Origin of the sequence: Hahella sp. CR1 (genome assembly GCF_029813005.1) — a bacterium.
Taxonomy (GTDB): Bacteria; Pseudomonadota; Gammaproteobacteria; order Pseudomonadales; family Oleiphilaceae; genus Hahella.
Window position 1 is genome coordinate 165,787 of the sequence record NZ_JAPELK010000008.1, and the last position, 18,893, is coordinate 184,679.

At 51.2% G+C, this 18,893-nt stretch carries 15 protein-coding genes; 13 read left to right on the top strand and 2 right to left on the bottom strand.

What is annotated here, in order from left to right; translation table 11 throughout:
- Window positions 1–10 precede the first annotated feature (10 nt).
- Entirely contained in the window at window positions 11–421 is a 411-nt protein-coding gene (fur, locus tag ONV78_RS19725) for a ferric iron uptake transcriptional regulator (protein ID WP_011395166.1), read from the top strand.
- Between the two features lie 213 nt (window positions 422–634).
- Here fur and recN read toward each other — a convergent pair whose 3' ends face one another.
- Window positions 635–2,299, bottom strand: a complete 1,665-nt coding sequence (gene recN, locus ONV78_RS19730) for a DNA repair protein RecN (protein WP_279505748.1) — start codon at window positions 2,297–2,299, stop codon at window positions 635–637.
- 263 nt (window positions 2,300–2,562) lie between these two features.
- Between recN and grpE the strand changes: the two genes are divergently transcribed.
- The 7 genes from grpE to greA all read left to right on the top strand — a co-directional run bounded on the left by grpE (window position 2,563) and on the right by greA (window position 12,577).
- Window positions 2,563–3,147 (top strand): nucleotide exchange factor GrpE, encoded by a 585-nt coding sequence (grpE, locus tag ONV78_RS19735; RefSeq protein WP_216736900.1) that lies wholly within the window; start codon window positions 2,563–2,565, stop codon window positions 3,145–3,147.
- Between the two features lie 129 nt (window positions 3,148–3,276).
- Entirely contained in the window at window positions 3,277–5,205 is a 1,929-nt protein-coding gene (dnaK, locus tag ONV78_RS19740; protein WP_216736901.1) for a molecular chaperone DnaK, read from the top strand.
- A 104-nt stretch (window positions 5,206–5,309) separates the two neighbouring features.
- Window positions 5,310–6,437, top strand: a complete 1,128-nt coding sequence (dnaJ, locus tag ONV78_RS19745) for a molecular chaperone DnaJ (RefSeq protein WP_279505751.1) — start codon at window positions 5,310–5,312, stop codon at window positions 6,435–6,437.
- A 106-nt stretch (window positions 6,438–6,543) separates the two neighbouring features.
- Complete coding sequence (dapB, locus tag ONV78_RS19750; RefSeq protein ID WP_279505753.1) at window positions 6,544–7,347, top strand: 4-hydroxy-tetrahydrodipicolinate reductase; 804 nt, start codon at window positions 6,544–6,546, stop codon at window positions 7,345–7,347.
- Between the two features lie 270 nt (window positions 7,348–7,617).
- Window positions 7,618–8,757 carry a glutamine-hydrolyzing carbamoyl-phosphate synthase small subunit gene (gene carA / locus ONV78_RS19755; RefSeq protein ID WP_279505986.1) on the top strand — a complete coding sequence of 380 codons (1,140 nt, stop codon included), beginning with the start codon at window positions 7,618–7,620 and terminating at the stop codon, window positions 8,755–8,757.
- A gap of 119 nt (window positions 8,758–8,876) precedes the next feature.
- Entirely contained in the window at window positions 8,877–12,104 is a 3,228-nt protein-coding gene (gene carB / locus ONV78_RS19760; RefSeq protein WP_216736904.1) for a carbamoyl-phosphate synthase large subunit, read from the top strand.
- Complete coding sequence (gene greA, locus ONV78_RS19765) at window positions 12,101–12,577, top strand: transcription elongation factor GreA (protein WP_216736905.1); 477 nt, start codon at window positions 12,101–12,103, stop codon at window positions 12,575–12,577. Before carB ends, greA begins: the two co-directional genes overlap by 4 nt.
- 48 nt (window positions 12,578–12,625) lie before the next feature.
- Here greA and yhbY read toward each other — a convergent pair whose 3' ends face one another.
- Window positions 12,626–12,949: a ribosome assembly RNA-binding protein YhbY gene (gene yhbY / locus ONV78_RS19770; protein ID WP_127973275.1), complete on the bottom strand. Its 324-nt coding sequence runs from the start codon at window positions 12,947–12,949 to the stop codon at window positions 12,626–12,628.
- 128 nt (window positions 12,950–13,077) lie between these two features.
- On the opposite strand from yhbY, the gene rlmE reads away from it, so the two are divergent.
- The 5 genes from rlmE to tpiA all read left to right on the top strand — a co-directional run bounded on the left by rlmE (window position 13,078) and on the right by tpiA (window position 18,890).
- Window positions 13,078–13,698: a 23S rRNA (uridine(2552)-2'-O)-methyltransferase RlmE gene (gene rlmE / locus ONV78_RS19775; protein ID WP_279505756.1), complete on the top strand. Its 621-nt coding sequence runs from the start codon at window positions 13,078–13,080 to the stop codon at window positions 13,696–13,698.
- A 157-nt stretch (window positions 13,699–13,855) separates the two neighbouring features.
- On the top strand, window positions 13,856–15,778 hold the full coding sequence (gene ftsH, locus ONV78_RS19780; RefSeq protein WP_279505989.1) for an ATP-dependent zinc metalloprotease FtsH: 1,923 nt from the start codon (window positions 13,856–13,858) through the stop codon (window positions 15,776–15,778).
- Window positions 15,779–15,870: 92 nt separating this feature from the next.
- Window positions 15,871–16,698, top strand: coding sequence for a dihydropteroate synthase (gene folP, locus ONV78_RS19785; RefSeq protein WP_279505757.1), 828 nt, complete (start codon window positions 15,871–15,873; stop codon window positions 16,696–16,698).
- A 6-nt stretch (window positions 16,699–16,704) separates the two neighbouring features.
- Window positions 16,705–18,042, top strand: coding sequence for a phosphoglucosamine mutase (gene glmM, locus ONV78_RS19790; protein ID WP_279505758.1), 1,338 nt, complete (start codon window positions 16,705–16,707; stop codon window positions 18,040–18,042).
- A gap of 101 nt (window positions 18,043–18,143) precedes the next feature.
- Window positions 18,144–18,890 (top strand): triose-phosphate isomerase, encoded by a 747-nt coding sequence (gene tpiA, locus ONV78_RS19795; protein WP_279505759.1) that lies wholly within the window; start codon window positions 18,144–18,146, stop codon window positions 18,888–18,890.
- Window positions 18,891–18,893 lie beyond the last annotated feature (3 nt).

The window sequence follows — 18,893 nt, forward strand, 5'->3', positions numbered from 1 at the left end:
TCCCGGTAAAATGACGAACGAAAACGTAGAACTGAAGAAAGCAGGCCTGAAAGTAACCCTTCCGCGGGTAAAGATTCTCAGTATTCTGGAAAACGCCGATAACCGGCACATGAGTGCGGAAGATGTTTATAAGGCGCTGCTGGAGGCGGGAGACGACGTAGGTTTGGCCACGGTCTACCGGGTTCTGACGCAATTTGAATCCGCAGGACTGATTCTTCGCCACAACTTCGAAGGCGCTCATGCGGTGTTCGAGCTCAATCATGATGAACACCATGATCACATGGTTTGTGCGGAAACCGGCGATGTTATCGAGTTCTTCGATCCGGTTATCGAAAAGCGCCAAAAGGAAATTGCGGAAGAGCACGGCTATGAAATCGTTGACCATAGCCTCACGCTGTACGTGAAGCCAAAGAAGAAATAGCTTCCGGTTTGTTGGGATAGCGCTGAGTAAACCCTGGAGCGCTATCCTGTCCTCTCTTGCTCCATTTGCTCCATCGCATTCCTGCGTATCTCTCTAAACTTATCGAGCCTTCCTTTATATAGCCAATTTATAGCTAATAGAGATAGCCATCAGGCAGCTATACGGACGGTGCGGAAATAAAGCCACAAGCAAATCCTTTTGCTGTAGGGAATCTTACTGGAGTTGGCTGGAAGTCAGCATTTCATGTGCGTGCGCCAGGCTGTGCTCAGTAATATCCACACCTCCCAGCATTCTGGCGATTTCGTGTATACGGTCGCTGCCTTCCAATTTGAGTATGGCTGATTGCGTTTGGCCACTGCTTACATGCTTGGTCACGAAAAGGTGGTTGTGGGCTTGGGAAGCCACCTGAGCTAAGTGAGTGACGCAGAGAATTTGCGCTTTCGCCCCAAGCTCTCTCAGCATGCGTCCGACGATTTCCGCCGTGCCGCCGCCGATGCCGACATCCACTTCGTCAAATACTAATGTAGGCGTATCCGAGGATGCGGCAGCGACGACCTGTATCGCCAAACTGATTCGCGACAACTCGCCACCGGATGCGATCTTTTGTAAAGGCTTGGGTGGTTGGCCAGGGTTCATGCTGATTAACATTTCAGCTTCCTCGTCTCCCAGCGCAGACGGGGATTTCAGAGGCGAGAACTGGATGATGAACTCAGGATTCAGTCCTAGTTTCACCAATTGCTTTTTCACTGCGCTTTGTAGTTTCTCTCCTGCTTTCGTTCTCATGGAGGTGAGCTTTTGCGCCGCCTGATTGTATTTCTGCTCCAGCTCTTTGGACTGAGCTTCAAGCTTTTCCAGGTTCTCTTCACCATCAGTCAAACTGTTGAGTTCGCTCGCCAGCTCAACATGGCGCGTCATTAATTCTTCAGGGGCGACGCGGTGCTTACGCGCAAGATCGTAGATGGCGGTCAGTCTCGCTTCCACTTCTTGCAGGCGCTCAGGGTTGATCTCCACGCTGTCCAGTACATGGCGCAGCTCACCGTTGGCTTCATCAAGCTGGATCATGGCTTCGTTCAGCATCTGACGAGCAGTCTGCAGAGAGGCGTTGTTGAGATTAATTTCCTCCAGCAGATGAATGGCGCGCCTTAGTTGGTCGATGCAGCCGCCATCTGCTTCCAGGCAACCTTCGCCGACCTGCTGAACTTTCATGATGATATTTTCTGCGTTGGCGAGCTGCTCCTGCTCTTGCTCCAATTGCTCAATCTCGCCTTCCAGCAGCGCTAGAGCATCCAACTCCTCGACCTGATAAGTGAGTAATTGCACTCGCGCTTCCTGTTCTTCGCTGTGGCTGAGCTTTTCTTTCAGTTTGGCGGCTATGCGCCGCCAGGATTGAAAGTGGTCCCGTACCTGTTGAAGCTGCTGGGAGTGGCCTCCAAAGTCATCCACCATTTTCAGATGGGTTTCCTTTTTCAATAGAGACTGGTGCTCATGCTGACTATGGATATCCATGAGCGTTTCGCCGAGTTCGCGAAGGTCTTGCATGGTGACGGGCTGCCCATTCAGATAGCCGCGAGATCGACCTTCGTTGGTGACAGTTCGGCGTAAGATGCATTCCGCGCCATTATCCAGTTCTCTGGATTTCAGCCAGGCCAACGCCTCCGGCAGGCGCCTCAAATCAAAGACTGCGCTCACCTCCGCCCGTTCACAGCCGTGCCTCACTATGTCCGCAGAACTTCGGTCGCCAAGGGTCAGGCCGAGAGCGTCTAGAACAATAGATTTGCCTGCGCCGGTTTCCCCGCTGATAGCCGTCATGCCTTCAGCAAAGTCCAGTTCCAGGTGGCTGGCGATGGCTAGGTTCCGTATCGACAAATGAGTGAGCATAGGGCGTTGTCCTACAAGTGTGACTGTCTATATATACAGTTGTTTGTGTGTTTATACAGTGAAACTCATGACGCAACAAGAGGGCGCGAGGAGTATTTTTTTGTATGATTTGCGGTCATTTTGGATGCTGACTGAAGTCAATGTCGGGTGACCTGCGTCATTTCCTGACGATTGTCGATATTTGGCTGGTTGAAACCGGTTTGATCGACCCCATATTGAGGGCAATTCAAAAGTATCGGATGGATTTTGGGAGATTCGATCAAATGTCTGAAGATTCTAAGAGTCAAGTAGAAGAACAAGTCATCGCTGACGATCAGGCGCAAGCCGCAATGGCTGAGCAAGCTGAAACGGCTCAGGCGAGTGGCGAGCCCGCTGACCGTGACGAGTTGATTGAGAGATTGCAGCAGGAGCTCGGTGAGCAAAAAGAGCAAATGTTGCGCGTACATGCTGAGATGCAGAATGTACGCCGTCGTGCTGAAAACGATGTTGAGAAAGCGCGTAAGTTTGCTCTGGAGCGCTTTGTGAAAGAGCTCTTGCCGGTAGTGGATAGCTTGGAAAAGGCGGTGGAAGCCTGTGGCGCCACAGAGTCCGCCGAACCCCAGGTCACGACTTTGAAAGACGGCGTGGAAATGACGCTGTCTCTGTTCAACTCCGGCCTGAAAAAATTCGAAGTGGAGGTGGTTGATCCCATGGGGCAGCCCTTCAACCCGGAATTTCATGAGGCCATGTCCATGGTGCCGCAAGCCGATGTAGAGCCGAATACCGTTATTGCGGTATTGCAGAAAGGCTATCTACTGAGCGGACGTTTGGTCCGGCCAGCCATGGTTATGGTGTCGAAAGGCGTCTGATCGCGCTTTATACGCGTTCAGCGCTGGTTGAAAACGTACAAAATCCCGCCAGCTTCGGGTTGAAAAATTGAGATCAACTCCAATATTAGCTGGTAATCAATTAGCGAGATTTTTTCAGGAGTAGAAATTATGGGTAAAATTATCGGGATCGACTTGGGGACTACAAACTCCTGTGTAGCGATTCTTGAAGGCGACAAGCCGCGCGTTATTGAAAACTCTGAAGGCGGACGCACTACGCCTTCTATCGTTGCATACACCGACGATGAGACGCTGGTAGGTCAATCCGCCAAGCGTCAGGCGGTAACTAACCCCACGAATACTCTTTTCGCCATCAAGCGTCTGATTGGTAGACGTTTTGAAGACGATGTAGTGCAAAAAGACATCAAAATGGTGCCTTACACTATCGCCAAGGCTGACAATGGCGACGCTTGGGTCGACGTGAAAGGCAAGAAAATGGCGCCTCCCCAGATTTCCGCCGAAGTTCTGAAAAAGATGAAGAAAACGGCGGAAGACTTCCTGGGCGAGAAGGTGACGGAAGCGGTTATCACCGTACCGGCCTACTTCAACGACGCGCAGCGTCAGGCTACCAAAGACGCAGGCAGAATCGCCGGTCTGGAAGTTAAGCGTATTATCAACGAGCCGACTGCGGCGGCGTTGGCGTACGGTATGGACAAGAAGGGCGGCGACCGTAAAGTGGCCGTTTATGACCTGGGCGGCGGAACCTTCGATATCTCCATTATCGAAATCGCTGATGTAGACGGCGAGATGCAGTTTGAAGTGCTGGCCACCAACGGCGACACGTTCCTGGGTGGTGAAGACTTCGACTTGCGCTTGATCGACTACCTGGCGCAGGAATTCAAGAAAGATTCCGGTATCGACCTGAAAGGCGACCCATTGGCGATGCAGCGTCTGAAAGAAGCTGCAGAGAAAGCTAAGATCGAGCTTTCCAGCAGTCAGCAGACGGATGTGAATCTGCCGTACATTACTGCTGATGCAAGTGGTCCTAAGCACCTTAACGTTAAAGTGACTCGCGCCAAACTTGAAAGTCTGGTGGAAGAGCTGGTTGAGCGTAGCCTTGAGCCATGCCGCATTGCACTGAAAGATTCTGGTTGCAGCTCCTCAGAAATCGACGAAGTGATTCTGGTTGGCGGTCAGACTCGTATGCCTATGGTGCAGAGCAAAGTAGCCGACTTCTTTGGTAAAGAAGCGCGCAAAGACGTTAACCCTGATGAAGCGGTCGCTATCGGCGCAGCTATCCAGGGCGCGGTATTGTCTGGTGACGTGAAAGACGTACTGCTGCTGGACGTGACGCCATTGTCTTTGAGCATTGAAACCATGGGCGGCGTTTCCACGCCGATCATTGAGAAGAACACGACTATCCCGACCAAGAAGTCGCAAGTGTTCTCTACTGCGGAAGACAATCAGACTGCGGTGACTATCCACGTTCTGCAGGGCGAGCGTAAGCAAGCGCAAATGAACAAGTCATTAGGCCGTTTTGATTTGACTGGTCTGCCTCCCGCGCCGCGTGGCGTGCCTCAGGTTGAGGTGACCTTCGATATCGACGCCAACGGTATCATGCACGTATCTGCGAAGGATAAAGCGACTGGAAAAGAGCAGTCCATCGTTATCAAAGCCTCTTCTGGCTTGAGCGAAGACGAAATCGATAAGATGGTGCAGGATGCGGAAGCGCATGCGGCGGAAGATAAGAAGTTTGAAGAGTTGGCGTCTTCGCGCAATCAGGCGGACGCTCTGGTTCACGCTACTCAGAAAACGCTTAAAGATGCTGGCGATAAAGTGACTGCTGAAGAAAAAGTGGCCATTGAAGCAGCTATCAAAGAGCTGGAAGAAGCGATCAAAGGCGACGATAAAGAAGCTATTGAAGACAGAATGCAGAAGCTGAGCGAAGCATCTTCTTCCATGGCGCAGAAGATGTATGCTGAGCAGGCTGCACAGCAAGGCGGAGACGCTGGCGCTCAAGCTGAAGACGCAGCTGCTAAGCCAGCGGATGACGCAGTCGACGCCGAGTTTGAAGAAGTTAAGGACGGCGATAAGAAATAGTCCGGCTCCTTGCATGCCTGAGGCAGTGCGGAATTTAACCGCACTGCCTTATTGTGTTTAGGTTATAATCCGGTTTTTTTGCAGTTGGCGCATAAGATTAAGTTATGGCAAAACGCGATTATTACGAAGTGTTGGGCGTTTCGCGGGACGTAGACGGTAAAGATGTCAAGAAGGCTTACCGGCGTTTGGCGATGAAATATCACCCGGACAGAAACCCCGGAGACGCTTCGGCTGAAGAGATGTTCAAAGAGGCTACTGAAGCCTACGATGTGCTCTCTGATGACCAGAAAAGAGCGGCCTATGACCAGTTCGGTCACGCCGGAGTGGATGGCAATGCTGGGGCCGGCGGTTTCGGCGGTGGAGCCAGTTTCAGTGATATATTCGGCGACGTATTCGGCGATATATTTGGCGGGGGCGGCGGAGGTCGCACTCGGGCGAATCGCGGCTCAGATTTAAGGTATACGCTGGATCTCGACTTGGAAGAAGCGGTTCGCGGCACAACCGTGAAGATTCGCGTTCCTTCTCAAGTAGAGTGTAATGGTTGCGGCGGAAGCGGCGCAGAAAAAGGCACGCAGCCTGAAACCTGCGGCACTTGTAACGGCGCTGGTCAGGTCCGCATGCAACAGGGCTTCTTCTCTATCCAGCAGACTTGCCCTCGCTGTCGTGGCGCAGGAAAGATTGTTCGCAACCCATGTCGCTCCTGTCACGGCAGCGGCTATGTGGAAGAGCAGAAGACGCTTTCGGTTAAAGTTCCCGCCGGTGTGGATACTGGCGATCGCATTCGCTTATCCGGTGAAGGCGAGCCGGGAGTAAACGGCGGCCCGCCGGGAGATTTGTATGTTCAGGTCGCTGTGCGTGAGCATAAGATATTTACCCGCGATGGCAGAAATCTGTATTGCGAAGTGCCAATCTCCTTTGTCGACGCAGCATTGGGTGGTGAGCTTGAAGTGCCCACGCTTGATGGGCGGGTGAAGCTCAAGATTCCAGAGGAAACGCAAACTGGCAGGCTGTTCCGTCTGCGCGGAAAGGGTGTAACTCCAGTTCGTGGTGGCGCGCCAGGAGATTTGCTGTGTCGGGTAGTGGTGGAAACTCCTGTAAACCTGACCAAGAAACAGAAGGATTTGCTGCGCGAGTTTCAAGCCTCAATGGAGGAGAGCGGCGGACAGCAAGCGCCAAAAAAGCATAGTTGGTTTGAAGGCGTGAAAAGCTTTTTTGACGATATGAAGTTCTAGCAGTCTGCATGCGCAACGAAAAACCGGCGAACGCCGGTTTTTTTGTATTGGAGCGGTGGCGGAACGCCTATAACAGTAATATTCCAGAGAAAACAAAGGAATAAGCATGACCAGAGTAGCGATAGTGGGCGCTTCCGGGCGCATGGGCAAAGTGTTGGTTGAAGCGGTCTGCGATAACCCGGATGCTTCTTTGGGAGCTGCTTCTGTGCGAGTTGGCAGCTCTTTGGTTGGCGCTGATGCCGGAGAAATCGCTGGCGTGGGCAAAAAAAGCGTGGCCTGCGTCGATGACTTGGCGCAAGTGCTGGACGACTTTGATGTGATTATCGACTTCACTTCACCGGAGACCACGCTTGAGTTACTGGCGCTTTGTCGTAAAGAGGGTAAAGCGATAGTGATTGGTACGACGGGATTCAGTGAGTCGCAAAAAACGCTCTTGTCTGAAGCGGCGAAGGACTGTCCGGTAGTATTTGCCCCCAATATGAGCGTGGGTGTGAATTTACTGTTGAATATTCTTGCGCTGACCGCAAAAACGCTGGGTGACGATTACGATGTGGAAGTAATCGAGGCGCATCATCGTTTTAAAAAGGATGCGCCGTCGGGTACTGCGTTGAGATTAGGTGAGGTTGTAGCTGAGGCGCTGGGGCGCGACTTGAATGAGTGCGCCGTTTATGGTCGTGAAGGCATCACCGGGGAGCGGGATAAAAAGACTATCGGTTTTGAGACGATTCGCGCGGGCGACATCGTTGGCGACCATACGGTGATGTTTGCGACGATGGGGGAGCGTATAGAAATAACGCACAAGGCGAGCAGTCGCATGACTTTTGCAAAAGGCGCCGTTAAAGCGGCCTTATGGCTGCATGGCGTGGCTCCGGGGCTGTATGACATGCAGGATGTGCTGGGTCTGAAATAGGTCAATCTGTCTTCGTATTGGCTTGTATGCGCACTGGGTTTCGGGTGCGCGGAACTTGATAAAGAATAAAATTGCCAAAGATTATTGGAAAATAAATAGACAGTCATGACCCAATCCACTAGAATATTGGGGTTTGTGCGCAAGTTGCCCATACACATCGGACATCACTAAAAAGCGGGACGGAGTTTAAATCTCCCTCTCGCTTTTTTGCAAGTTGAGTCCACCTTCATAAGTGTTTGATTAGACGTTTTCAACTGGCGAGCTATGGAATTGACTACACCCGCAATACTAGCACTTGAAGACGGAAGCATATTTCATGGGATATCTATCGGCGCAGCCGGCGAAACCACCGGCGAAGTGGTTTTCAATACTGCGATGACCGGATACCAGGAAATTCTTACCGATCCTTCCTACGCAAAACAAATTGTCACTCTCACATACCCCCACATAGGCAACACCGGAATTAACGAAGAAGATGTCGAATCAGATCAAGTCTGGGCGGCAGGTCTGGTGATTCGCGATCTTTCAATGACAGTTAGCAACTGGCGCAGCCAAAAGAGTTTGTCGGAGTATCTCCGGGAAAACGGTATTGTCGCCATCGCTGACATCGATACCCGTCGCCTGACTCGTATTTTAAGGGAGAAAGGCGCGCAGAACGGATGCATCATGGCGGGCGAAGGGGCTTCGGCGGAAGCGGCGTTGGCTGCGGCTAAAGCCTTTCCCGGACTGAAAGGGATGGATCTCGCCAAAGAGGTGACTCGTACGGACGTCCTGAATTGGACAGAGTCGACTTGGGTTCTTGGAGAAGGATATCAGACTCTGGAGGATGCCGAGTTTCACGTTGTTGCGTACGACTTCGGCGTGAAAAAGAACATTTTGCGTATGCTCGCTGAGCGCGGCTGCCGCGTAACCGTGGTGCCGGCGAAAACGCCTGCGCAGGATGTATTGGCGATGTCTCCAGACGGCGTGTTCCTATCTAATGGACCAGGCGACCCTGAGCCTTGCGACTACGCTATTGAGGCCATTGCTGAGATTTTGAAATCCCAGACGCCTGTATTTGGCATCTGTTTGGGGCACCAGCTACTGGCGCGGGCCAGCGGAGCGCGCACAGAGAAGATGAAGTTCGGGCATCACGGCGCTAACCATCCAGTGCAGGACCTGCGCACGGGGCAAGTGATGATCACTAGCCAAAACCATGGCTTTGCGGTGGATGAATCCTCGTTGCCCGCCAACCTGGAGACTACGCATAAGTCTCTGTTTGACGGCTCATTGCAAGGAATTCGACGCACTGACGTCGCCGCCTTCAGTTTTCAGGGGCACCCTGAAGCGAGTCCGGGCCCGCACGACGTGGCTCCCTTATTTGACCAGTTCATTGACTCCATGCGGGAAGTCAAATACCGATCAGTCTAATACTCGGATTTCAGCGTCGGCGCCCGACGGCGCCGCGTCTGAACCGAAACAGGCGTAATTCTGGGTGATGTCGGCGGCCTGCGGGGCGTCGCAAGATTCGAGCGAGTAGAAGAGCACACATGCCAAAACGTACAGACATCAATAGTATCCTGATTATTGGGGCCGGTCCTATCGTCATCGGACAAGCCTGTGAATTTGACTATTCCGGGGCGCAGGCGTGTAAAGCACTGAGAGAAGAGGGATACCGCGTTATCCTTGTGAACTCCAACCCCGCGACCATCATGACTGATCCGGCTATGGCCGACGCGACTTACATTGAGCCGATTAACTGGCGCACAGTCGCGAAAATCATTGAAAAAGAACGTCCGGACGCGTTGTTGCCAACCATGGGCGGGCAAACTGCTTTGAACTGCGCGCTCGACTTGGCTCGTGAAGGCGTCCTTGAACAATATGGCGTAGAGATGATTGGCGCCACACAGGACGCCATTGATAAAGCGGAAGATCGTGAGCGTTTTGACAAGGCGATGAAAGCCATTGGCCTGGAGACTCCTCGTTCCGCTATTGCGCATAGCATGGAAGAAGCTCTGCAAGTGCTGGATCAGATCGGCTTCCCCGCTATTATTCGCCCCTCCTTCACAATGGGCGGCTCTGGCGGCGGCATTGCTTATAACAAGGAAGAGTTTACTGAGATTTGCGAGCGAGGTCTGGAGTTGTCGCCGACTCGTGAGCTGCTGATTGACGAATCGTTAATCGGTTGGAAAGAGTATGAGATGGAGGTTGTTCGTGATAAGAAGGACAACTGCATTATCATCTGCGCGATAGAAAACTTTGACGCAATGGGCGTGCACACTGGTGATTCCATTACCGTCGCGCCTGCGCAGACGTTGACGGATAAAGAGTACCAAATCATGCGTAACGCCTCGGTAGCTGTGTTGCGTGAAATTGGCGTAGAGACAGGCGGCTCCAACGTTCAGTTTGGTATGGACCCCGAAACTGGTCGCATGGTGGTGATTGAGATGAATCCCCGTGTGTCCCGTTCATCAGCGTTGGCGTCCAAGGCGACGGGCTTCCCTATTGCTAAGGTCGCTGCAAAACTGGCGATTGGATATACCTTGGATGAGCTGAGTAACGACATCACTGGTGGCGTCACGCCAGCTTCTTTTGAGCCGAGCATTGACTATGTGGTCACCAAAGTGCCACGTTTCACATTCGAGAAGTTCCCGCAAGCCAATGCGACACTGACTACGCAAATGAAGTCAGTGGGCGAGGTGATGGCGATTGGTCGTAACTTCCAGGAGTCGCTTCACAAGGCGCTGCGCGGTTTGGAAGTTGGTTCAGCTGGCTTTGAGCCCATAGTTGATCTTGGGTCTGAAGACGCTAGTGATGTTTTAACCCGTGGATTGAAAGTGCCCGGCGCCGAACGGATGTGGTTCATTGGCGATGCGTTCCGAGCAGGAATGAGCGTCAAGGAAGTCTATGAGTACACCAAGGTTGACCCATGGTACTTGGTGCAGATCGAAGATTTGATCAAAGATGAAGTAGCGCTCGGCAATATGGCGCTGTCCGACTTGACTGCGGACCGTTTGCGTCGACTGAAACGTAAAGGCTTCTCTGATCAGCGTCTTGCTGAGCTGCTGGGCATCAACGAAAAAGCGTTGCGTAAGCAGCGTTTGGAATATGGCATCAAGCCGGTATTCAAGCGTGTAGATACCTGTGCGGCGGAATTTGCTTCCTCTACGGCTTACATGTATTCCTCTTACGACGAAGAGTGTGAGGCGCAACCGAGCGATCGTGAAAAAATCATCGTGATCGGTGGTGGCCCTAACAGAATTGGTCAGGGGATTGAGTTCGATTATTGTTGCGTTCACGCCGCCTTTGCATTGCGCGATGACGGCTATGAAACCATCATGATCAACTGTAATCCTGAGACCGTTTCTACGGATTACGACACTTCTGACAGGTTGTATTTCGAGCCAATTACCTTGGAAGACGTTCTGGCTATTGTCCATTTGGAAAAGCCGCGTGGCGTAATTGTTCACTACGGCGGTCAGACTCCGCTTAAATTGGCGAGAGGGCTGGAAGAAGCGGGCGTACCAATTATCGGAACGACTCCTGATGCGATTGACCGTGCGGAAGACCGCGAACGGTTCCAGCAGATGGTGGTTCGCTTGGGCTTGCGTCAGCCGCCGAATGCGACAGCTCGCAGCCAGGAAGAAGCGTTGAGCAAGGCGAAGGAAATTGGTTATCCCTTGGTTGTCCGTCCTTCTTATGTGTTGGGCGGCCGCGCCATGGAAATCGTCTACGACGAAGTTGAACTGCAGCGCTATATGCGAGATGCGGTGCGTGTCTCCAACGATAGCCCTGTATTGTTGGATCACTTCCTGAATGCTGCGATCGAGGTTGATATCGATGCGGTTTCTGATGGCGAGAAAGTGGTGATCGGCGCCATTATGCAGCACATCGAACAGGCGGGAGTTCACTCTGGTGATTCGGCTTGTTCGCTGCCTCCGTACAGTTTGCCGGCGGATGTTCAGGACAAGATGCGCGAAACGGTCATCAAAATGGCCCTTGAGCTGCAGGTTGTGGGCTTGATGAATGTGCAGTTAGCCTACCAGGACGGCGAAATTTATGTGATAGAGGTGAACCCCAGAGCCTCTCGTACCGTGCCGTTCGTTTCCAAGGCGATCGGCGTATCGCTCGCCAAGGTGGCTGCACTGTGCATGGCGGGTAAATCTCTTGAAGCGCAGGGCTTTACCAAGGAAATCATTCCAAGCTTTTACAATGTGAAAGAGTCTGTGTTCCCGTTTAATAAGTTCCCAGGCGTAGATCCGATACTTGGCCCGGAAATGAAGTCCACTGGCGAAGTTATGGGGGTTGGGAAAAGCTTTGATGAAGCCTTTGCCAAGGCTGCGGCGGCTGGCGGAGACTTTTTGCCAACTGGCGGAACTGTGTTCCTGAGCGTCAGGGATGCGGATAAAGCGGGAGCGGTGTCTTTAGCTAAAGAGTTAAATGCTGTAGGCTTCGAGATTATGGCGACTGCGGGAACTGCAAAAGCGATCGAAGAAGCGGGCATTCCCGTAAAACGGATCAATAAAGTGCGAGAAGGCAGACCTCATATCGTAGACGCCATAAAAAATGAAGAAGTAGATTTGATTATCAATACTACGGAAGGCCGGAAGGCGATTGCGGATTCTGCGGAAATCCGTAAGTCGGCCCTACAATACAAGGTGACCTATACCACCACCCTGACGGGAGGTGAGGCATTCTGCCGTGCTATCAAGGTTGGGCAGGATCACGCTGTGAATCGTCTTCAGGATATTCATGCAACCATTCAAGGCGACAAATGAGCAAAATACCTATGACAAAAGCGGGGGAGCAAGCCCTGCGTGAAGAGTTGAATCGTCTGAAGACTGTGGATCGGCCGCGAGTAATCACGGCCATCGCGGAAGCCAGAGAGCACGGAGACTTGAAAGAGAACGCTGAATATCACGCTGCGCGTGAACAACAGAGCTTTATCGAGGGTCGCATTGCGGAAATCGAAAGTAAGTTGTCCATGTCCCAGGTGATTGACGTTACCTCTATTGAGAATACAGGGAAGGTCATTTTTGGCGTAACCGTGAATATCATCAATTTGGATACAGACGACGCCAGCTCTTATCAGATCGTGGGTGATGACGAAGCGGATATTAAGAAAGGCAAAATTTCAGTGTCTTCTCCGATTGCGCGCGCATTGATTGGGAAAACTGTTGGCGACGTTGTCGTTGTGCAGGTGCCAAGCGGCATGGTTGAATATGAAATTGATGGCGTGCAGCACCTGTAATCAGGGCGGCGCGTAAATAAAAAGCCGGCGTTAGCCGGCTTTTTTAATTTACTTGCTTGCGCCAGATTGATGACGTAAAAGGTTGGAAAGCTTGGGGTTGGGTCTGGGATTCTTGCGAAGCAATATCGCTGTGCGCCCAATCACTTGAACTAATTCCGAGCGGGACATCTCGCAAAGCTCTTTGATGACCTCGGCTCTTTCTTCTTTTTCGCCGACAGCAATTTTAATTTTGATCAGCTCATGGTCGTTCAATGCGCGCTCAAGCTCATTGATAACGCCTTCGGTAATGCCCGCGCCGGCGATAGTGACGATCGGCTTCAAGTGATGTGCGATAGCGCGGTACTGCTTGCGTTGCTCTATGGGTAGAGTCATGTCTGTGTGGAAACCTTCTTGCGTATGAAAAGCGTGTATAGTAGCGCACTATGGCGCACTTTCTGAACAAAAAAACACAGTATCAGCAAATGTGCCTATACTAAAATAATCGTGTCAGAGGCAATAAAGTGGGACGTTCTAAATCCAGCTCTCGGTGGCTGAATGAGCATCATAGCGATGTCTATGTAAAAAAATCCAAAGAGGACGGATTTCGTTCGAGAGCCAGCTATAAATTAATTGAGCTCGACCGGCAGGACAAATTGTTGAAGCCGGGAATGACCGTAATAGATCTCGGGGCGGCTCCTGGAGGTTGGTCTCAAGTCGTTGCTGACATAGTGGGGGATCAGGGAAAAGTAATCGCCTGCGACCTATTGGCAATGGACAGTATTGCTGGCGTGACGTTTTTTCAGGGGGACTTCACTGAGGAAGAAATGCTGGATGCGATTCTTAACGAAGTAAACGGTCGGCCTGTTGACCTTGTAATTTCCGATATGGCCCCCAATATGAGTGGGATGAAATCGGTCGATATACCTAAAGCGATGTATCTGGTTGAATTAGCGCTTGATTTGGCGTGTCGCGTTCTTAAGAAGAATGGATGCTTTGTCGCCAAGGTCTTCCAGGGGGAAGGCTTCGATCAGATTATGCAGGAGTCCAGGGGCAGGTTTAGTAGCGTGAACATACGCAAACCTGACGCGTCCCGTGCTCGGTCACGTGAGATTTACCTAGTTGCCAAAGGGTTCCGAGGATAAACTTTCGTAATCGTCCTGTTTAGTAAAATTAATGTAAATAGCGGCGATAATGGACATATAGTATGGTTTGGTGTTATCTAAACCCTGCGAATGCATAGAACCGAGCGACAAATCACTATTCGAGTCTGTAAGAAAAGAGGGATGGCCCTTGAACGATATGGCTAAAAATTTATTACTTTGGTTGATTATCGCAGCAGTGCTGCTGACGGTATTTAACAATTTCAATGTCCCCTCGTCCGCCCAAAAGCTCAATTACTCTGAATTTCTACAGATGGTCAACAGTGGCCAGGTGAAAAAAGTAGTCATAGACGGCGTGGCGATTGACGGGGAAAGACAAGATGGGTCTAGGTTCGCAACCATTCGCCCTGAAATTCCCGACTTGGGTTTAATTGGCGACCTTATGAAAAATGAGGTGGTCGTCGAGGGGCGCGAACCAGAAACTCAAAGTATCTGGACTCAACTATTAGTCGCCTCGTTCCCGATATTGGTCATTATTGCGGTCTTTATGTTCTTCATGCGGCAGATGCAGGGGGGGGCTGGCGGCAAGGGCCCGATGTCATTTGGCAAGAGTAAAGCCCGGCTTATGGGCGAGGATCAGATCAAGACGACCTTTGCTGATGTGGCTGGTGTTGATGAAGCTAAAGAAGAAGTAAAGGAAATCGTAGACTTCTTGCGTGACCCTAGCAAATTCCAACGCCTTGGCGGAAGAATTCCCCGTGGCGTACTGATGGTAGGCAACCCCGGAACTGGTAAAACTCTACTGGCGAAGGCCATTGCTGGTGAAGCGAAAGTTCCTTTCTTCTCAATTTCTGGCTCCGATTTCGTTGAGATGTTTGTCGGGGTTGGCGCCTCGCGTGTCAGAGATATGTTCGATCAGGCGAAGAAGCAGGCGCCTTGCATCATCTTTATCGATGAGATTGATGCTGTCGGTCGTCACCGTGGCGCAGGTCTGGGTGGTGGACATGACGAGCGCGAACAGACTTTGAACCAGTTATTGGTTGAAATGGACGGTTTTGAAGGTAATGAAGGCGTAATTGTAATCGCTGCGACCAACCGTCCTGATGTTCTCGACCCTGCGTTATTGCGTCCTGGTCGCTTTGACCGTCAAGTGGTTGTGGGGCTTCCAGATATTGTTGGGCGTGAACAGATTTTGAAAGTGCACCTCCGTAAAGTGCCGCTTGAGGATGATGTGAATGCGTCCGTTATTGCACGTGGAACGCCCGGGTTTTCCGGCGCGGATCTTGCGAACTTGGTAAATGAGGCTGCGCTATTCTCGGCTCGCGCTAACAAGCGCACTGTAGGCATGCATGAAATGGAGTTGGCGAAAGACAAAATCATGATGGGTGCAGAGCGCAAATCTATGGTTATGTCAGAGAAAGAGAAGCGTAACACGGCTTATCATGAGGCCGGCCATGCTATTGTTGGCAGATTGGTGCCTGAGCACGATCCTGTTTACAAGGTGAGCATCATTCCGCGTGGTCGTGCTTTGGGTGTGACGATGTTTTTGCCAGAAGAGGATCGTTACAGTCATAGCCGACAGTATCTCATCAGTAATATATGTAGCTTGTTTGGTGGTCGTATCGCCGAGGAGCTGACATTGGGAGTTGAGGGGGTTACGACCGGCGCTTCCAATGACATCAAGCGCGCCACTGGCCTTGCTCGCAATATGGTTACGAAATGGGGGTTGTCGGATAAGTTGGGGCCTCTACTATATGATGATGACAACGAAGAGGTGTTTTTAGGGCGTTCGGCTGGTCATGCTCAGAAGGTATACTCTCCCGAAACGGCGCAGCGTATTGATGATGAAGTAAGAACCATTATTGATGACTGCTACGAGCATGCGCGCAAATTGCTCGTTGAAAACATGAGTAAGCTGCACATGATGGCGGATGCTTTGATGAAATACGAAACGATAGATTCGGAGCAAATTGACGCTATCATGGCTGATCAAGAGCCGCCGCCCCCGAAAGGGTGGGGCGACTCTAATCCGCCTAGTGGCGCTCAGCCTGTAAAAGATGTCGAAGCAAATGCGAACCCTCCGAAAGGTGGTGAGATTGGCGGAGCGGCCGGATCTCATTAATTCAATAAGCATTTCAGTCTAGCTAAAAGACCCGGTTTTACCGGGTCTTTTTATTTTGTATAACCCTCTCCAGATTTCGAATGAGATAACGAATGAAGCTGACACTTCCAAACTCTATATTGGACTTGAGCGCCCCTGTGGTAATGGGGGTATTGAATGTCACTCCTGATTCTTTTGCTGACGGGGGACGGTTTTTGTCCCCGGATGACGCTTTAAGGCAGGTTGAAAAGATGGTTTCTGATGGCGCCGTCTTTATAGATATTGGTGGTGAGTCCACCAGACCGGGAGCAGCTCCGGTGACGGTTAGTCAAGAGTTGGATAGAGTTTGTCCTTTAGTTGAGGTTGTTCGCGCGCGTTTTGATGTGCATATTTCCGTAGACACCAGCACCCCGGAAGTAATGACTGAATCTGTGGCGCTCGGGGCGGACTTAATTAATGACGTGCGTGCATTGACTCGGGATGGCGCTTTGGAGGCGGCAGCATCTTCAAAGGCGGCTATTTGTCTGATGCATATGAAAGGCGAGCCCGGGGCTATGCAGGATAATCCAACCTATACTGATATTGTTAATGAAGTCTCGTCATATTTGGATGCGAGGCGCTCCGCCGCCCTCGAGGCTGGAATCGATATAGATAGAATAATGTTAGATCCGGGGTTTGGTTTTGGCAAAACCTTGGAGCACAACCTCACCTTAATGAAGCATTTGCAAGCGTTTGTGGACATGGGGTCCCCGGTATTGGTGGGAGTATCACGCAAAAGCATGCTGGGAATGATAACCGGTAAAGCGGTGGAGGAGCGCTTAATTGCAAGCGTTTCCGCTGCGGCAGTCGCCATATATAACGGCGCTCGAATAATTAGAGCGCATGACGTCGGAGCCACTGTCGATGCAATTAAAGTGGCTGCAGCGATTAGAGGAGTCTAAACAGATATGAGTAAAGAGTATTTTGGTACTGATGGGATACGTGGAAGAGTAGGTGAAGGCCCTATTACCCCGGAGTTTATGTTGAAACTGGGGTGGGCGGCTGGACGTGTTTTTCGTCAGGAAGGGCGTCGTAACCGGGTCCTCATCGGTAAGGATACTCGTATATCTGGATACATTTTTGAGTCCGCGCTGGAGTCTGGGCTGGCTGCAGCTGGTGTGGATGTGGCGATGCTAGGGCCGATGCCAACCCCTGCTATTGCGTACCTTACTCGTACATTTCGCGCTTGCGCTGGAATTGTCATCAGTGCGTCACACAACCCTTTCAATGACAATGGGGTTAAATTTTTCTCAGCAGAAGGAACCAAACTTCCTGACTCAACGGAAGAGCAGATTGAGCATTTCATTCGGCAGCCCATGGAGATCGTGCCGTCAAGCCAGTTAGGTAAGGCAGCTCGGTTTGAAGATGCAAAAGGCCGATATATAGAGTTCTGTAAAAGTACAGTTCCGTTTCATATGTCTTTTGCTGGGATGCGTGTTGTTCTGGACTGCGCGCAAGGTGCAACCTATCAGGTCGCGCCCAGCGTGTTTAAGGAGCTTGGCGCCAAAGTAGAAACTATTGGTGTGACGCCTGATGGTTTGAACATTAATCATGAAATAGGTTCTACGCACCCTGATCAGCTGGCGGCCAAAGTTGTTGAAACCTGCGCAGATCTGGGGATTGCCTTCGACGGTGATGGGGATCGTGTTGTCATGGTTGATCACAAGGGTGAGATTGTTGATGGCGACGAGATTCTGTATATCATTGCGCGGGATAAGATGCGTAAGGGGCGCTTAAAAGGTGGGGTTGTTGGAACGCTGATGACGAACTTCGGCGCAGAACTTGCGTTTGGTGAGTTGGGGATTCCCTTTGAGCGCGCTAATGTTGGCGATAGATATGTTATGGAAGCGTTGTTGCGCAACGACTGGTGCTTGGGTGGCGAAGGCTCCGGCCATATTGTTTGTTTGGACAGGACTACAACGGGAGATGGTATTATTTCCTCTCTGCAGGTTTTGGCTGCGCTTTCTGACTTAGGAATTACGCTCCACGAAGCTAAAAAAGGTATGAGTAAGCTCCCCCAGCATATGATAAATGTAAGGGTGAGCCAGAAAGTGGATATAAAAGGACATGCGACAATCCAGTCTGCAATTGCTAGTGCAGAAAAACAATTTGCAGGCAAGGGGAGGGTGTTGCTGAGGGCGTCAGGGACAGAGCCAGTTATTAGGGTGATGGCTGAGGGCGAAGATGAGACGAAAGTCCGCGCTATAGTTGCGGAGCTGGCCAAAATAGTTGAAGGGTCTGTGTGAATACCTCGAGCGCATTGGGTTGTTAGATAATAACGGCGCGCTACTTGTAACTTATAGGGAGTTTGGTTAGTATGTGCGCCTCGCGCGAACTGGAGGGTTGAATGCGAAAAAAACTGATTGCCGGAAACTGGAAATCTAATGGAAGTCTTGAGCGTAATGCGGATCTATTAGACGGTATAGTTGGCGCTAAGGTGCTAGGCTCAGTGGACGTAGTGGTTTGTCCTCCTTTTCCGTATCTTCCAAGTGTTGGGGATGCAGTTTCTGGCTCGAAGATCGAGTTAGGGGCTCAGAATTGCTCCGCCACTGAAGATGGTGCTTATACAGGTGAAGTTAGTGCAAGGATGTGCGCCGATATAAAGTGTTCGTGGGTAATCTTGGGGCATTCGGAGCGCAGGGCGTTATACGCTGAAAGCGATGATGTCATCGCCTGTAAAGTTAAGCGAGCCGTTGATTCAGGATTGAAGCCGATACTGTGTATTGGTGAAACGTTGGAAGAGCGCGAGTCGGGACAAGCTGAAGAGGTTGCGCTTAAGCAACTTGATGCTGTCTTCTTATCTGTACCGCCCGATGATTCTTGGGTGGTAGCATATGAGCCGGTATGGGCTATAGGTACAGGTAAAACTGCGTCGCCAAATGACGCGCAGAGTATGCATAAAGCGTTGCGGGATAATATCCGCAAACATTTTCCGCAGATTGCGGATAAAATTAGAATTTTGTATGGCGGCAGCGTTAAGTCGTCAAATGCGAAAGAACTGTTCTCAATGCCGGATGTAGATGGGGCGCTGGTTGGTGGCGCCTCGTTAGTCTCGGAAGAATTCGTCTCTATTATCGAGGCTGCGGTAGAGTAAGGT

What these genes read in the sequence shown, in the direction of transcription:
- recN (WP_279505748.1), bottom strand. Translation starts at nt 2,299, where the DNA reads ATGCTCACTCATTTGTCGATACGGAACCTAGCCATCGCCAGCCACCTG.
- dapB (WP_279505753.1), top strand. Translation starts at nt 6,544, where the DNA reads ATGACCAGAGTAGCGATAGTGGGCGCTTCCGGGCGCATGGGCAAAGTG.
- grpE (WP_216736900.1), top strand. Translation starts at nt 2,563, where the DNA reads ATGTCTGAAGATTCTAAGAGTCAAGTAGAAGAACAAGTCATCGCTGAC.
- fur (WP_011395166.1), top strand. Translation starts at nt 11, where the DNA reads ATGACGAACGAAAACGTAGAACTGAAGAAAGCAGGCCTGAAAGTAACC.
- ftsH (WP_279505989.1), top strand. Translation starts at nt 13,856, where the DNA reads ATGGCTAAAAATTTATTACTTTGGTTGATTATCGCAGCAGTGCTGCTG.
- greA (WP_216736905.1), top strand. Translation starts at nt 12,101, where the DNA reads ATGAGCAAAATACCTATGACAAAAGCGGGGGAGCAAGCCCTGCGTGAA.
- dnaJ (WP_279505751.1), top strand. Translation starts at nt 5,310, where the DNA reads ATGGCAAAACGCGATTATTACGAAGTGTTGGGCGTTTCGCGGGACGTA.
- dnaK (WP_216736901.1), top strand. Translation starts at nt 3,277, where the DNA reads ATGGGTAAAATTATCGGGATCGACTTGGGGACTACAAACTCCTGTGTA.
- folP (WP_279505757.1), top strand. Translation starts at nt 15,871, where the DNA reads ATGAAGCTGACACTTCCAAACTCTATATTGGACTTGAGCGCCCCTGTG.
- glmM (WP_279505758.1), top strand. Translation starts at nt 16,705, where the DNA reads ATGAGTAAAGAGTATTTTGGTACTGATGGGATACGTGGAAGAGTAGGT.
- carB (WP_216736904.1), top strand. Translation starts at nt 8,877, where the DNA reads ATGCCAAAACGTACAGACATCAATAGTATCCTGATTATTGGGGCCGGT.
- yhbY (WP_127973275.1), bottom strand. Translation starts at nt 12,949, where the DNA reads ATGACTCTACCCATAGAGCAACGCAAGCAGTACCGCGCTATCGCACAT.
- tpiA (WP_279505759.1), top strand. Translation starts at nt 18,144, where the DNA reads ATGCGAAAAAAACTGATTGCCGGAAACTGGAAATCTAATGGAAGTCTT.